The 15060-nt window shown below is 63.7% G+C and carries 13 protein-coding genes; 11 read left to right on the top strand and 2 right to left on the bottom strand.

Translation table 11 applies throughout. The features are described from left to right. The first annotated feature begins 12 nt into the window (after positions 1-12). From rpsF to C4K38_RS02990, 11 genes are all read left to right on the top strand, one after another. Positions 13-438, top strand: a complete 426-nt coding sequence (gene rpsF, locus C4K38_RS02940) for a 30S ribosomal protein S6 (protein WP_007921481.1) — start codon at positions 13-15, stop codon at positions 436-438. Between the two features lie 28 nt (positions 439-466). After that, entirely contained in the window at positions 467-697 is a 231-nt protein-coding gene (rpsR, locus tag C4K38_RS02945) for a 30S ribosomal protein S18 (RefSeq protein ID WP_002551829.1), read from the top strand. Positions 698-733: 36 nt separating this feature from the next. Beyond that, positions 734-1633, top strand: coding sequence for a hypothetical protein (locus C4K38_RS02950; protein ID WP_038582557.1), 900 nt, complete (start codon positions 734-736; stop codon positions 1631-1633). A gap of 21 nt (positions 1634-1654) precedes the next feature. Further along, entirely contained in the window at positions 1655-2101 is a 447-nt protein-coding gene (gene rplI, locus C4K38_RS02955; protein WP_007921484.1) for a 50S ribosomal protein L9, read from the top strand. A gap of 134 nt (positions 2102-2235) precedes the next feature. Further along, positions 2236-3633 (top strand): replicative DNA helicase, encoded by a 1398-nt coding sequence (gene dnaB / locus C4K38_RS02960; protein WP_053277211.1) that lies wholly within the window; start codon positions 2236-2238, stop codon positions 3631-3633. A 166-nt stretch (positions 3634-3799) separates the two neighbouring features. Continuing rightward, the gene (locus C4K38_RS02965; protein WP_053277212.1) at positions 3800-6100 is read left to right on the top strand and encodes a YgiQ family radical SAM protein; all 2301 of its coding nucleotides are present in this window, start codon (positions 3800-3802) and stop codon (positions 6098-6100) included. Between the two features lie 111 nt (positions 6101-6211). Continuing rightward, positions 6212-6730: a hypothetical protein gene (locus C4K38_RS02970; protein ID WP_053277213.1), complete on the top strand. Its 519-nt coding sequence runs from the start codon at positions 6212-6214 to the stop codon at positions 6728-6730. Positions 6731-6903: 173 nt separating this feature from the next. After that, positions 6904-10179 carry a transglutaminase family protein gene (locus C4K38_RS02975; protein WP_053277214.1) on the top strand — a complete coding sequence of 1092 codons (3276 nt, stop codon included), beginning with the start codon at positions 6904-6906 and terminating at the stop codon, positions 10177-10179. Positions 10180-10266: 87 nt separating this feature from the next. Then, complete coding sequence (locus C4K38_RS02980; RefSeq protein ID WP_053277215.1) at positions 10267-12753, top strand: circularly permuted type 2 ATP-grasp protein; 2487 nt, start codon at positions 10267-10269, stop codon at positions 12751-12753. Next, on the top strand, positions 12753-13658 hold the full coding sequence (locus tag C4K38_RS02985; RefSeq protein ID WP_053277216.1) for a transglutaminase family protein: 906 nt from the start codon (positions 12753-12755) through the stop codon (positions 13656-13658). The genes C4K38_RS02980 and C4K38_RS02985 overlap by 1 nt, the downstream gene beginning before the upstream one ends. A 116-nt stretch (positions 13659-13774) precedes the next feature. Beyond that, positions 13775-14194, top strand: a complete 420-nt coding sequence (locus C4K38_RS02990; protein ID WP_053277217.1) for an NUDIX hydrolase — start codon at positions 13775-13777, stop codon at positions 14192-14194. Positions 14195-14218: 24 nt separating this feature from the next. On the opposite strand, the gene C4K38_RS02995 is transcribed toward C4K38_RS02990, so the two are convergent. Further along, complete coding sequence (locus C4K38_RS02995; RefSeq protein WP_025808046.1) at positions 14219-14404, bottom strand: hypothetical protein; 186 nt, start codon at positions 14402-14404, stop codon at positions 14219-14221. A gap of 68 nt (positions 14405-14472) precedes the next feature. Further along, on the bottom strand, positions 14473-15060 hold the full coding sequence (locus C4K38_RS03000; protein WP_053277218.1) for a cytokinin riboside 5'-monophosphate phosphoribohydrolase: 588 nt from the start codon (positions 15058-15060) through the stop codon (positions 14473-14475).

Here is a 15060-nt window from a genome sequence, read left to right on the forward strand (position 1 = left end):
TAAGGAGCATTCATGCGTCATTACGAAATCATCTTTCTGGTCCACCCTGACCAGAGCGAGCAAGTCGGCGGCATGGTTGAGCGTTACACCAAGCTGATCGAAGAAGACGGCGGCAAAATCCACCGTCTGGAAGACTGGGGCCGTCGTCAACTGGCCTACGCAATCAACAATGTTCACAAGGCTCACTACGTGATGCTGAACGTTGAGTGCACCGGTAAAGCCCTGGCTGAGCTGGAAGACAACTTCCGTTACAACGATGCTGTGATCCGTAACCTGGTCATCCGTCGCGAAGAAGCCATCACTGGCCAATCCGAGATGCTCAAGGCTGAAGAGAACCGCAGTGAGCGCCGTGAGCGTCGTGACCGTCCTGAGCATTCTGACAGCGCCGATGGCGATGACAGCGATAACAGCGACGCCAGCGATAACGCTGACGAGTAATCCACGGACCTTTTGAGGAGCCAATTACATGGCACGTTTCTTCCGTCGTCGTAAATTCTGCCGCTTCACCGCTGAAGACGTGAAAGAGATCGATTACAAAGATCTCAACACCCTGAAAGCCTACGTATCCGAGACCGGCAAAATCGTTCCAAGCCGTATCACCGGTACCAAAGCTCGTTATCAGCGTCAGCTGGCCACCGCTATCAAGCGCGCCCGCTTCCTGGCCCTGCTGGCCTACACCGACAGCCACGGCCGCTGAGACCGGGCAGTCGACAAGTAGTAAGGGATTGAATGCATGCGCGCCTTAGCTGAGTTCATCATGCGCGGCCGTATGCAGGCCACTCTGGTAGTGGCCGGATGTGCGGCATTGCCGTTGTTGTATTGGTTGGGTGCTGCTGCGGGAAGCCTGGTGCTCCTGCGGCGCGGTTTGAGCGACGCCCTTGGTGTCCTCGCCCTGGGATTGCTGCCGGCATTGTTCTGGTGGCTGTATTCCGGCGATCCACGCGCACTCATGGTGCTGCTGGGGTCTTCGGGCCTTGCGTTGGTTTTGCGCGCAAGCGAATCCTGGAACCGTGTGCTGCTGGTCAGCATAGCGCTGGGCCTGGTGTTTGCTGGAGTGCTGGGTGTGGCTTACCGCCCCCAGATCGAGATGCTCTCGCAGGAGTTGGTAAAAATCCTGCCGCTGGCCCTCGGTGATCTCTACCAGCAGTTGTCGGTTGAGGAGCGGGCTCGTCTCGCCTCACTGATTGCACCGGTCCTGACCGGCCTGATAGCGGCCTTGTTGCAGGTCGTCAGTGTGCTGAGCCTGATTGTCGGGCGCTACTGGCAGGCGTTGTTGTACAACCCGGGTGGTTTTGGGCGCGAGTTTCGCGCTATCAAGCTCCCGCTGGGACTGGCGATGTTGCTGCTGGCCTGCATGCTGCTGGGACCGAATCTCGGTCCACAGATGGCGATGCTGACGCCGTTGTGCAGCGTACCGCTGGTGTTCGCCGGGCTGGCCCTGATTCACGGGCTGGTGGCGCAAGGGCGACTGGCCAGGTTCTGGCTGGTGGGGTTGTACGTAACGCTGTTGCTGTTTATGCAGCTGATCTATCCGTTGCTCGTGGTGTTGGCCATAGTCGACAGCCTGATTGATTTTCGCGGTCGTTCGGCGCCGAAAGACGCTGATAACGGCTCTGCGAACGGTGAAGGTTAAAAGTTAAGAGGTTATTACCAAATGGAACTGATCCTGCTGGAAAAAATCGCCAACCTGGGCAACCTGGGCGATAAGGTAAACGTTAAGGCTGGTTACGGCCGTAACTACCTGCTGCCTTTCGGCAAAGCCACCGCTGCTACCGCTGCCAACCTGGCTGCGTTCGAAGCGCGTCGTGCCGAGCTGGAAAAACTGGCTGCAGAGAAAAAGGCTTCTGCCGAAACTCGCGCTGCCCAACTGGCTGAGCTGGAAGTGACTATCACTGCCACCGCTGGTGACGAAGGCAAGCTGTTCGGTTCGATCGGCACCCACGACATCGCTGATGCACTGACCGCCTCCGGCGTTGAAGTTGCAAAAAGCGAAGTTCGTCTGCCGAACGGCACCATCCGCAACGTAGGTGAATTCGACGTAGCCGTGCACCTGCACGCCGAAGTTGAAGCCACCGTACGCGTTGTCGTGGTAGCAGCTTAAGCAGTACTTGTCGGCTGGCACCCTTGGGAGCTAGCCGGTAACATCGGGCACGATCCTGTTTACAGGTCGTGCCCTTTGTCTTTCTGTACCCTCAGTTTTTCAAACCCCTGCTTTTCCTAAAAAACCAAGTGGCCATGAACGATATCTCCGCTCCCGAGCAATACGATCTGCAAACCGCTGCCCTGAAGGTGCCGCCACATTCCATCGAGGCCGAACAGGCCGTGCTCGGTGGTCTGATGCTGGACAACAACGCCTGGGAGCGGGTGCTCGATCAAGTCTCCGACGGCGATTTCTATCGGCATGACCACCGTTTGATCTTCCGTGCGATCGCCAAGCTGGCCGATCAGAACATGCCAATCGACGTCGTGACCCTGTCCGAGCAGCTGGACAAGGAAGGTCAGACGTCCCAGGTCGGCGGACTGGGTTACCTGGGTGAGCTGGCGAAGAACACGCCGTCGGTGGCCAACATCAAGGCCTATGCGCAGATCGTTCGCCAGCGCGCTACCCTGCGCCAGCTGATCGGCATCAGCACCGAGATCGCCGACAGCGCCTTCAACCCCGAAGGCCGCACCGCCGAAGAGATCCTCGACGAAGCAGAACGGCAGATCTTCCAGATCGCCGAAGCGCGTCCGAAGACCGGTGGCCCGGTGGGCGTCAACGAGTTGCTGACCAAGGCCATCGACCGCATCGATACCCTGTTCAACACTGACAACGCCATCACCGGCCTGTCCACCGGCTATACCGACCTCGACGAGAAGACCAGCGGCCTGCAGCCAGCCGACCTGATCATCGTTGCCGGCCGTCCGTCGATGGGTAAGACCACCTTTGCCATGAACCTGGTGGAAAACGCCGTGCTGCGCAGCGAGAAGGCGGTGCTGGTGTACTCCCTCGAGATGCCAGGCGAATCGCTGATCATGCGTATGCTGTCGTCCCTTGGCCGTATCGACCAGACCAAGGTCCGTTCCGGCCAGCTGGAAGACGACGATTGGCCGCGCCTGACCTCGGCGGTCAACCTGCTCAACGACCGCAAGCTGTTCATCGACGACACCGCCGGTATCAGCCCCTCGGAAATGCGCGCGCGGACCCGCCGCCTGGTGCGTGAGCACGGTGACATCGGGCTGATCATGATCGACTACCTGCAGCTGATGCAGATCCCGGGTTCCAGCGGTGACAACCGGACCAACGAGATTTCCGAGATCTCCCGTTCCCTCAAGGCCCTGGCCAAGGAATTCAACTGCCCGGTGGTTGCTCTGTCCCAGCTCAACCGCTCCCTCGAGCAGCGCCCGAACAAGCGTCCGGTGAACTCCGACTTGCGGGAATCCGGAGCGATCGAGCAGGACGCCGACGTCATCATGTTCGTGTACCGGGACGAGGTGTATCACCCCGAGACCGAGCACAAGGGCATTGCCGAGATCATCATCGGCAAGCAGCGGAACGGCCCGATCGGCTTTATCCGCCTGGCGTTCATCGGCAAGTACACCCGCTTCGAGAACCTTGCGCCGGGCAGCTACAACTTCGACGACGACGAATAACGTCGCAGTGCCTGAACCCGCCTTATCGCGAGCGTGCTCGCGATAAGCGCCCCACCGATTTCCGACCATGGTCGTCGGAATTGGTCATTTTTTGTGCTATATTCCGCGCCCGCGAATTTCTCTGTAAATAAACGCGCCCTTATCTACACCTATACCGGTCATCGACATGCAAGCAGCCAAGCCGTTATTTGACTATCCCAAGTACTGGGCCGAATGTTTCGGACCGGCACCGTTCCTGCCGATGAGCAGGGCGGAGATGGATCAGCTCGGCTGGGATTCCTGCGACATCATCATTGTCACCGGTGATGCCTACGTCGATCACCCGTCGTTCGGCATGGCGATCATCGGCCGGCTGCTGGAGTCCCAGGGCTTCCGCGTCGGGATCATCGCCCAGCCGAACTGGCAATCCAAAGACGACTTCATGCAGCTCGGCGAGCCGAACCTGTTCTTCGGCGTCGCGGCCGGCAACATGGACTCGATGATCAACCGCTACACCGCGGACAAGAAAATCCGTTCCGACGACGCCTACACCCCGGGTGGCCTGGCGGGCAAGCGTCCGGACCGCGCCAGCCTGGTCTACAGCCAGCGCTGCAAGGAAGCCTACAAGCACGTGCCGATCGTCCTGGGCGGCATCGAAGCCTCCCTGCGCCGCATCGCCCACTACGACTACTGGCAGGACCGGGTGCGCAACTCGATCCTGATCGACGCCAGCGCCGACATCCTGCTCTACGGCAACGCCGAGCGGGCGATTGTCGAAGTCGCCCAGCGCCTGTCCTACGGGCACAAGATCGAAGACATCACCGACGTGCGCGGCACCGCGTTCATTCGCCGTGACACGCCGCAGGGCTGGTACGAAGTGGACTCCACGCGTATCGACCGTCCGGGCAAGATCGACAAGATCATCAACCCCTACGTCAACACCCAGGACACCCAGGCTTGCGCCATCGAGCAGGAAAAAGGTCCGGTCGAGGATCCTCAGGAAGCCAAGGTCGTGCAGATCCTGGCCAGCCCGAAGATGACCCGGGACAAGACCGTGATCCGCCTGCCGTCGATGGAAAAGGTGCGTAACGATCCGGTGCTCTACGCCCACGCCAACCGCGTGCTGCACCTGGAAACCAACCCGGGCAACGCCCGTGCGCTGGTGCAGAAGCATGGCGAGATCGATGTCTGGTTCAACCCGCCACCCATCCCGATGACCACCGAAGAGATGGACTACGTGTTCGGCATGCCGTATCAGCGCATCCCGCACCCGGCGTATGGCAAGGAGAAAATCCCGGCCTACGACATGATCCGTTTCTCGGTGAACATCATGCGTGGCTGCTTTGGCGGCTGCACCTTCTGCTCGATCACCGAGCACGAAGGCCGCATCATCCAGAACCGTTCCGAAGAGTCGATCATTCGCGAGATCGAAGAGATTCGCGACAAGGTTCCAGGTTTTACCGGCGTCATCTCCGACCTCGGCGGCCCGACCGCGAACATGTACCGCATCGCCTGCAAGAGCCCGGAAATCGAATCCGCATGCCGCAAGCCGTCCTGCGTGTTCCCAGGCATCTGCCCGAATCTGAACACCGATCACTCGTCCCTGATCCAGCTGTATCGCAGCGCCCGCGCCTTGCCGGGGGTGAAGAAGATCCTGATCGCTTCCGGCCTGCGCTACGACCTCGCGGTCGAGTCGCCGGAGTATGTCAAGGAACTGGTGACCCACCACGTCGGTGGCTACCTGAAGATCGCCCCGGAACACACCGAGGAAGGTCCGCTCAACCAGATGATGAAACCGGGTATCGGTACCTACGACCGGTTCAAGCGGATGTTCGAGAAGTACTCCAAGGAAGCAGGCAAGGAGCAGTACCTGATTCCTTACTTCATCGCCGCGCACCCGGGCACTACCGACGAAGACATGATGAACCTGGCCCTGTGGCTCAAGGGCAACGGTTTCCGCGCCGACCAGGTGCAGGCGTTCTACCCGTCGCCGATGGCCACTGCCACCGCCATGTACCACTCGGGCAAGAACCCGCTGCGCAAGGTCACCTACAAGAGTGACGGGGTGACTATCGTCAAGAGCGAGGAGCAGCGCCGTCTGCACAAGGCGTTCCTGCGTTACCACGATCCGAAAGGCTGGCCGATGCTGCGTGAAGCACTGACCCACATGGGCCGCGCCGACCTGATCGGGCCGGGCAAGCACCAGCTGATTCCGTTGCATCAGCCGGCTACCGACAGCTACCAGAGCGCCCGTCGCAAGAACTCGACGCCGGCTGGCAGCCACAAAGTGGCCAAGGAAACCACCAGGATCCTCACTCAGCACACCGGCCTGCCGCCGCGTGGCAGCGACGGCGGCAACCCGTGGGACAAGCGCGAACAGGCCAAGGCCGCCGCGATGGCCCGCAACAAGCAGGCCGCCAAGGAACGCACGGATGCGGCCAAGGGCAAAGGCAAGAAGCCGACCCGCAAACCGGTCGTGCCCCGCTAAGGCAGCTGCTGTACAGACACAACGCCAACCCCAGGGTTGGCGTTGTGCATTTCGCGATTCGGGTTTGTTAAGGTGCGCCCCTGGATTGGCATCGACTCAAGGAAGAGCAGCGTGTTACGTCGCAGGAAAACCCCGCAACAACAGCAGATCGAAGACAAGCTGCTGCGTCTCAAGACCGCCGAGTGGCTCGCCTGGCAGCCCTATGTGCGGCGCTTCGGGGTGATTCATATCGCGGTGATGATGACGACAGTCTTCAGCATCTCGCTGACCGCCGCGCAGGTGCCCCATCTGTATTTTCCCCGGGACTTCCAGGTCGCCAACTACGCCGCGATGGCCATGCTGGGCGTTGGCCTGCTGATGAGCCTGTGTTTCCTGCTGGTGATCCGCGGTTACCCGCGCGGGGCCTGGGCCTTGTTCGGCGCGCTGGTGTTCTGCCTGGCGTGCGCGCTGCTGGTCCTGCTGGATTCCCGCCAGCGACTCTTCCCGGCCTTTGTCCTGTGCATCCCCCTGACCGGCCTGTACCTGATGAGCACCCGGCGTTACCAGCGCGGGCTCAAGGTGCTGCAAGTGGCGGCGCGCAAACGTCGGCGCCTGCGGCAACTGGAAGCCGGCCTGAAGCGGGTGCGCTGACCACCGGTTACATCCTGTCGCCACATTTATGTGCAACCCTGCGCACGCCAAAGCACGCGCCGCGCGCTTTTGGTGCTGTACTGCCCACAGCCGTTGGGGAAAGCGCCGGGACTGGTGCTCTGGCATAAGTCTTGCGCGCTTTCGTGTACGTTCAGGCCCGCAGGAGGCACGCCGTGTCGATCCATGTCGCATTGCACCATGTCACGCATTACCGCTACGACCGCGCGGTCGAACTCGGCCCGCAGATCGTTCGCCTGCGTCCGGCGGCCCATAGCCGCACGCGGATTCTCTCCTATGCGCTGAAGGTTCAGCCCGAGCAGCACTTCATCAACTGGCAGCAGGATCCCCAGGGCAACTACCTGGCGCGCCTGGTCTTCCCGGAAAAGACCGACGAGCTACGCATCGAAGTCGATCTACTGGCGGAGATGGCGGTGTTCAATCCGTTCGATTTCTTCCTCGAGCCCTATGCGGAGAAGATCCCCTTCGCCTACGCCGCCGATGAGCAGCGGGAGCTGGCGCCGTACCTGGAAACCCTGACGCTGACGCCGAAGTTCAAGGCGTATCTGGAGGGCATCGACCGCACGCCGCTGCCGGCGGTGGATTTCCTGGTGGGCCTGAACCAGCGCCTGAGCGAAGACATCGGCTACCTGATCCGCATGGAGCCGGGCGTGCAGACGCCGGAGCAGACCCTGGACAAGGCTTCCGGCTCCTGCCGCGACTCCGCCTGGCTGCTGGTGCAACTGCTGCGCAACCTGGGGCTGGCGGCGCGGTTTGTTTCCGGCTACCTGATCCAGCTGACCGCCGACGTCAAATCCCTCGACGGCCCGTCCGGCACCGAGGTGGACTTCACCGACCTGCACGCCTGGTGCGAGGTGTACCTGCCCGGTGCCGGCTGGATCGGCCTGGACGCCACTTCCGGGCTGTTTGCCGGGGAAGGGCATATCCCGTTGGCGTGCAGCCCCGATCCGTCCTCGGCGGCGCCGATCAGCGGCCTGGTGGAGCCTTGCGAATGTGAGTTCAGCCACGAGATGTCGGTGGAGCGGGTCTGGGAAGCGCCACGCGTTACCAAGCCCTACACCGAAGAGCAATGGCTGGCGATCCAGGCCCTGGGCCGGCAGATCGATGCCGACCTGCTGGAGGGCGACGTGCGCCTGACCATGGGCGGCGAACCGACCTTCGTTTCGATCGACGACCCGGATGGCGCCGAATGGAACACCGCGGCCCTCGGGCCGAACAAGCGCCGGTTGTCCGCCGAGTTGTTCCAGCGCATGCGCAACCACTACGGGCCCAAGGGCCTGGTGCATTTCGGCCAGGGCAAGTGGTACCCGGGCGAGCAACTGCCGCGCTGGTCGCTGAACTGTTACTGGCGCCGCGATGGCGTGCCGGTCTGGCACAACGCCGCGCTGATTGCCGACGAGCACGAAGACTACGGCGCCGACAGCGAACTGGCCGGGCGTTTCCTGGCCAGTGTCGCCGAACGCCTGAAGTTGGCGCCGCGCTTCGTGTTCCCGGCCTACGAAGACAACTTCTACTACCTGTGGCGCGAAGGCAGCTTGCCGCAGAACGTCAGCGCCGAGGATTCACGGCTGGCGGACGAGCTGGAGCGGGCGCGCCTGCGCAAGGTGTTCAGCCAGGGCCTGGACAAGGTCATCGGCCAGATCCTGCCGCTAGCCCGTACCGCCAAGGGCGACCAGTGGCAGAGCGGCCGCTGGTACCTGCGTGACACCCATTGCCGGCTGGTCCCGGGGGATTCGCCCCTGGGCTATCGCCTGCCGCTGGCGTCCCAGCCCTGGGTGACGGCGGCGGAATACCCCTATGTGCACCCCACCGACCCGAACCAGGACCTGCCCGAGCTGCCGGACAGCGCGCAACTGCGTGAGCATGGCGAGGCGGCCGAGGCCGATGAGCGAGTGCCGCAGGTCGACCAGTCCGCCGACTGGCTGACCCGCACCGCGTTCTGCGCGGAGGCGCGGGACGGGCGGTTGTACCTGTTCATGCCGCCCCTGGAGCGCCTGGAGGATTACCTGGAGCTGGTCAGCGCCATCGAGGCCACCGCCGAAGAGCTGCATTGCCCGGTGTTGCTGGAGGGTTACGAGCCACCGAGCGATCCGCGCCTGAGCAACTTCCGCGTCACCCCCGATCCGGGCGTGATCGAGGTCAACGTGCAGCCGTCCGCCAGTTGGGACGAGCTGGTGGAGCGCACCGAATTCCTCTATGAGGAAGCCCGGCAGACCCGCCTGACCACCGAGAAATTCATGATCGACGGGCGCCACACCGGCACCGGCGGCGGCAACCACTTCGTGCTGGGCGGCGCGACGCCGGCGGACTCGCCCTTCCTGCGCCGGCCGGACCTGTTGCGCAGCCTGATCAGCTATTGGCACAACCATCCGTCGTTGTCCTACCTGTTCTCCGGGCTGTTCATCGGCCCCACCTCCCAGGCGCCGCGGGTCGACGAGGCGCGCAACGATGCCTTGTACGAGCTGGAAATTGCCTTCGCCCAGATGCCTGAGCCGGGCGAGGAGTGCCCGCCGTGGCTGGTCGACCGGCTGCTGCGCAACCTGTTGATCGACGTCACCGGCAACACCCACCGCGCCGAGTTCTGCATCGACAAGCTGTACTCGCCGGACGGCGCCACCGGGCGCCTGGGCCTGCTGGAACTGCGCGCCTTTGAAATGCCGCCCCATGCGCGCATGAGCCTGGCCCAGCAACTGTTGCTGCGGGCCTTGGTCGCGCGCTTCTGGCGCGAGCCCTATGCACCGGCCAAGCTGGCGCGCTGGGGCACCGAGCTGCACGATCGCTTCCTGTTGCCGCACTTCATCGAGCAGGACTTCGCCGACGTCATAGTCGAGCTCAACGCCGCCGGCTACCCCCTGCGCGCCGAATGGTTCGCCGCGCACCTGGAGTTCCGTTTCCCCAAGGTCGGCGATTACGCGGTCGGCGGTGTCGAGCTGGAGCTGCGCCAGGCCCTGGAGCCTTGGCATGTGTTGGGGGAGGAGGGCTCCGCTGGCGGCACGGTACGTTATGTCGACTCGTCGCTGGAGCGTCTGCAGGTCAAGCTCACCGGGCTGGCGCCGCAGCGCTACCTGCTGACCTGCAACGGTGTCGCGGTGCCGCTGCAGCCCACCGGGCGGGTCGGGGAGTTCGTCGCCGGTGTGCGCTATCGGGCCTGGCAGCCCTTCAACTGCCTGCAGCCGACCATCCCGGTGCACGCGCCCCTGGTGTTCGACCTGCTCGACACCTGGATGCAGCGTTCCCTGGGCGGTTGCCAGTACCACGTGGCCCACCCGGGCGGGCGCAACTACGACAGCCTGCCGGTGAATGCCAACGAGGCCGAAAGCCGCCGCATGGCGCGCTTCTTCCGCCTGGGGCATAGCCCCGGCACCTTGTCGGTGCCGAGCCTGACGATCAACGACGAGTTGCCGATGACACTCGATTTGCGACGTTTCTAAAGCAGACGCGACGCCCGGATGTTTCGCATATCCGGGTGTCATGTGTCTGCGTTAATCTGACTTACCTTGCCGTCTGCCGAGCTCTCCATGCCTGACCTGCTTGACCACTACCCGCTGACGGCGGGTACCTACCACGAACTGCTCGACGCCAGCGGCGCGGTGCGCCCGCACTGGCGCCGGCTGTTCGACCAGTTGCAGCGCAGCACGCCGGCGCAGTTGATGCAGCGCCAGGCCCTGCTGACCCGGCAGATCCAGGAAAATGGCGTCACCTACAACGTCTATGCCGACCCCAAGGGCGCCGACCGGCCGTGGGAGCTGGACCTGCTACCCCATGTGATCGCCGCCGATGAATGGCAGCAGCTGTCCGCCGGGATCGCCCAGCGGGCGCGTTTGCTCAATGCGGTACTGGCCGACCTGTACGGCCCCCAGCGGTTGATCAGCGAAGGCCTGCTGCCGGCCGAACTGGTGTTCGGCCATAACAACTTTCTCTGGCTGTGCCAGGGCATCCAGCCGCCGGACGGCGCCTTCCTGCACCTGTACGCGGTCGACCTGGCGCGTACCCCGGACGGGCGCTGGTGGGTCACCGCCGACCGTACCCAGGCGCCCTCCGGTGCCGGCTACGCCCTGGAAAACCGCATGATCGTGTCCCGGGCCTTTCCGGACCTGTACCGCGACCTGCAGGTGCAGCATCTGGCCGGGTTTTTCCGCACCCTGCAGGAAACCCTGGCCCGCCAGGCGCCCCGGGACGACGAAGCACCACTGATCGTGCTGCTGACCCCGGGGCGTTTCAACGAGAGCTATTTCGAGCACCTGTACCTGGCGCGCCAGCTCGGTTATCCGCTGGTGGAGGGCGGCGACCTGACGGTGCGCGACGCCACGGTCTACCTCAAGACCCTGAGCGGCCTGCGGCGGGTGCACGCGATCATGCGCCGGCTCGACGACGACTTCTGCGACCCGCTGGAACTGCGCACCGACTCGGCCTTGGGCGTGCCGGGGCTACTGGAGGCGGTGCGGCGAGGCCGGGTGCTGGTGGCCAATGCCTTGGGCAGCGGCGTGCTGGAGTCGCCAGGTCTGCTGGGTTTCCTGCCGAAGATCAGCGAGCATTTGTTCGGCGAAGAACTGATTCTGCCGTCCGTCGCCACCTGGTGGTGCGGCGAGGCGCCGGTGCTGGCCCAGGCCCTGGAGAAACTCCCGGAGCTGCTGATCAAGCCGGCGTTCCCGTCCCAGAGTTTTGCCCCCTTGTTCGGCCGCGACCTCTGCGAGAAAGAGCGCCAGGCCCTGGCCGAGCGCATGCGGGCGCGGCCTTATGCCTATGTCGCCCAGGAACTGGCGCAGCTGTCCCAGGCGCCGGTCTGGCAGGCCGAGGACAGCCAGCTGCAACCGCGGGCCATCGGCATGCGGGTGTATGCCGTGGCCAGCCGCGACGGTTATCGGGTGCTGCCGGGCGGCTTGACCCGGGTGGCCGCGGAGGCCGATGCCGAAGTGGTGTCGATGCAGCGCGGTGGCGCCAGCAAGGACACCTGGGTGCTGGGCGAGCGTGCGCCCAGCGGCGAACAGTGGAAGGGCCAGCGGACCATCGGCGTGCATGACCTGGTGCGGCGCGATCCGTACCTGCCGTCGCGGGTGGTGGAAAACCTGTTCTGGTTCGGCCGCTACTGCGAGCGTTGCGATGGCAGCGCCCGGTTGTTGCGGATCATGCTGGCGCGTTATGTCGACGGCGATGACCCGCAGGCCTTGCAGGCGGCGGTCGACCTGGGCGAAAGCCTGATGCTGCTGCCGGACGAAGGCGAGCTGCCCGAGCGTCTGTTGGCGGCCCTGCAGGGGGACGACTGGTCCTTCAGCCTGCGCTCCAACCTGCAACGCCTGCAATGGGCGGCGTCCCAGGTGCGCGGCAAGCTCTCGCGGGAAAACTGGCAGGCGCTGGTGGAATTGCAGCGCGAAGCCCTGGCGCTGGAAGCCCGCGAACCGGACTTCGGCGAGTTGCTGGATTTCCTCAACCGCCTGGTGATGTCCCTGGCGGCCCTGTCGGGCTTTGCCCTGGACGATATGACCCGCGACGAAGGCTGGCGCTTTTTGATGATCGGCCGGCGCATCGAGCGCCTACAGTTCCTCAGCAGCAGCCTGGCGGCCTTCCTGCGCGATTCCTCCGCGCCCGACCAGGCCGGGCTGGAGTGGCTGCTGGAGCTGGGCAACAGCAGCATCACCTACCGTTCCCGCTACCTGGCGGTGGCGCAGTTGATTCCGGTGCTCGACCTGTTGCTGCTCGATGAGCAGAACCCCCACGCGGTGCTATTCCAGCTGAAGCTGGTGACCCGGACCCTCAATCGCTTGAACGACGACTTTGGCGTACCGCGCGAGGCCGGCTTGCCCGTGCTGGTGAAGCGCCTGTCGCGCTTCGACCTGGCTTGCCTGGAGAACCCTCTGTTCGGCGAGGCCAGCGTGCGCGCGGCACTCGAAGGCCTGGCCGACCTGTTGCAGGAAATCGCCGACGCCAGCGGGCAGGTTTCCGACCGCCTGGCGCTGCGGCATTTCGCCCATGTCGACGATGTCAGCCAACAAACGGTATCCGTCTGATGAGCGCTCATTACCAGATCTTCCACGATACCCATTACCACTACGACAGCCCGGTTTCCCTGGCCCAGCAACTGGCGCACCTGTGGCCGCGGGCGTGCGCCTGGCAGCATTGCAGCCAGCAGGAACTGCTGATCAGCCCCGACCCCACCACCCGCCGCGACGAGCTGGATGTGTTCGGCAATCCGCTGACCCGGCTGGCGTTCGAGCGCCCCCATGACGAGTTGCTGGTCAATGCGCAGTTGACGGTGGAGGTGCTGGCCAGGCCAGCGCTGGACTTCAGCCGGTCATTGCCCTGGGATGCCACCCGCAATGCACTGACCTACAGCAGCCGGCCGTTGTCCGCAGCCTTGATGGAGGCGTGCCGCTATCGCTTCGAGTCGCCTTATGTGCACCTGAAGAAGAGCTTCGTCGAGTTTTCCGAAAGCTGTTTCCCCGCCGGGCGTCCGCTGTTGCTGGGGGTACAGGCGTTGATGGAGAAGATCTTCAGCGAGTTCACCTTCGATGCCGAAGCCACCCAGGTGGCGACGCCGCTGGTGGAAGTGCTGGAGCGACGGCGTGGGGTCTGCCAGGACTTCGCCCACCTGATGCTGGCGTGCTTGCGCTCCCGCGGTTTGGCGGCGCGTTATGTCAGCGGCTACCTGCTGACCCAGCCGCCACCGGGGCAGCCACGCTTGATCGGTGCGGATGCCTCCCATGCCTGGGTTTCGGTGTTCTGCCCGGTGCTCGGCTGGGTGGATTTCGACCCGACCAACAACGTGCAGCCGGCACTGGAACACATCACCCTGGCCTGGGGCAGGGACTTTTCCGACGTCTCGCCGTTGCGCGGGGTGATTCTCGGCGGCGGCAGCCACGACCCGGAAGTACGGGTGACGGTGATGCCGCTGAATGAACGGATCTCTTTGTAGCCGCTGCCGCAGGCTGCGATAAGGTTCGCAGAACCTTCCAGCGGTCTAAAAAACACGGCCGCTACGCGCCCGAGCGCAGCCTTCGGCAGCGGCTACAGGCTCTACAGGAGTTACTTATGTTCCCGGTATCGATCAAGGGCGTGCTGCAATCCCCCGAAGGATTGGTGGTGCTGATGCTCAACGAGCGTGACGAATGGGAGCTGCCCGGCGGGCGGATCGAGCTGGGGGAGACGGCGCCGCAATGCCTGGCGCGGGAGATCGAGGAAGAGCTGGACGTGCAGGTGATGGTGGAGGAACCGCTGGATTCGTACCTGTTCGAGGTCATCCCCGGCAAGCATGTGTTTATCTCGACCTATCGCTGCCGGCTCCTTGGCGAGTTTGTGCCAACCGTCAGCCACGAGCACAAGGAAATCGGCCTGTTCGCAGCTGACCAGCTACCGGCCAACTTGCCACGGGGTTATCGCGATTCGATTGTCAAAGCCTTGGGTATCCGAGGGTCGGCAACGGATGGCCGACCCCAGATCCCGAGGGCCTGATAGGAGTATCAGGCCTGGCGGGTCTCAGGCCTTGGGGGCCTGATCGTCTGCTGTATTGGCGTCGTCGACGGCCACTTCGTCTTCTGTATCCGGGCTCGGTGCGCCGGCTTCTTCAGCGGCCGCTTTCTTGCGTTGCAGCTTTTCCTCTTTCTTCTGCTCCTTTGCCAGGTCTCGCTGACGTTTGGCGAAGGAGTAATTGGGTTTAGCCATGGGCGATCCTCTAGGGTCGAAGGTGAGGTTGAGCGGCGCGTATTCTGCCTTGTATCGGAGCCCGGCGGTTAATCGGGTTTTTGCTCGGCCCATTTGGGGGCTACCGTGGGTTGCCAGGCCTCCAGGGCATCCAGCAGTTTGCGCGGCGATTCGCTCATTTGCAGCATGTCACGGTGCGGGGCGCGAACGAAGCCTTCGCCGACGATGTGATCGAGAAAACCCGTGAGCTTCTCGTAGAAGCCATTCACTTCCAGCAACCCCAGGGGCTTGGCGTGGTAACCCAGTTGGCCCCAGGTCCAGACCTCGAACAACTCTTCCAGGGTGCCCAGGCCGCCAGGCAGCGCGATAAAGGCGTCGCTCAGCTCGGCCATGCGCGCCTTGCGGGCGTGCATGCCGTCGACCACCTCCAGGCGTGTCAGGCCCGGATGGCCGATTTCCTTGTCCTTGAGGCTCTGGGGAATGATGCCGATGACTTCGCCTCCGGCCGCCAGGGCGGCGTCGGCGACTAGGCCCATCAGGCCGACGGCGCCACCGCCATAGACCAGGGTCAGCTTGCGTTCGGCCAGATGGCGCCCGAGGGCTTCGGCGGCCTCGCGGTAGGCCGGGTTGGTGCCGGTGCTGGCACCGCAGAACACGCATACAGACGTTAAAGACAT

It is taken from the genome of Pseudomonas chlororaphis subsp. piscium (assembly GCF_003850345.1).
In the GTDB taxonomy this organism is placed as follows: Bacteria; Pseudomonadota; Gammaproteobacteria; order Pseudomonadales; family Pseudomonadaceae; genus Aquipseudomonas; species Aquipseudomonas piscium.

What these genes read in the sequence shown, in the direction of transcription:
- rpsF (WP_007921481.1), top strand. Translation starts at nt 13, where the DNA reads ATGCGTCATTACGAAATCATCTTTCTGGTCCACCCTGACCAGAGCGAG.
- C4K38_RS02965 (WP_053277212.1), top strand. Translation starts at nt 3,800, where the DNA reads ATGCAAGCAGCCAAGCCGTTATTTGACTATCCCAAGTACTGGGCCGAA.
- rpsR (WP_002551829.1), top strand. Translation starts at nt 467, where the DNA reads ATGGCACGTTTCTTCCGTCGTCGTAAATTCTGCCGCTTCACCGCTGAA.
- dnaB (WP_053277211.1), top strand. Translation starts at nt 2,236, where the DNA reads ATGAACGATATCTCCGCTCCCGAGCAATACGATCTGCAAACCGCTGCC.
- C4K38_RS02985 (WP_053277216.1), top strand. Translation starts at nt 12,753, where the DNA reads ATGAGCGCTCATTACCAGATCTTCCACGATACCCATTACCACTACGAC.
- C4K38_RS02995 (WP_025808046.1), bottom strand. Translation starts at nt 14,404, where the DNA reads ATGGCTAAACCCAATTACTCCTTCGCCAAACGTCAGCGAGACCTGGCA.
- C4K38_RS02980 (WP_053277215.1), top strand. Translation starts at nt 10,267, where the DNA reads ATGCCTGACCTGCTTGACCACTACCCGCTGACGGCGGGTACCTACCAC.
- C4K38_RS02950 (WP_038582557.1), top strand. Translation starts at nt 734, where the DNA reads ATGCGCGCCTTAGCTGAGTTCATCATGCGCGGCCGTATGCAGGCCACT.
- C4K38_RS02990 (WP_053277217.1), top strand. Translation starts at nt 13,775, where the DNA reads ATGTTCCCGGTATCGATCAAGGGCGTGCTGCAATCCCCCGAAGGATTG.
- rplI (WP_007921484.1), top strand. Translation starts at nt 1,655, where the DNA reads ATGGAACTGATCCTGCTGGAAAAAATCGCCAACCTGGGCAACCTGGGC.
- C4K38_RS03000 (WP_053277218.1), bottom strand. Translation starts at nt 15,060, where the DNA reads ATGTCTTTAACGTCTGTATGCGTGTTCTGCGGTGCCAGCACCGGCACC.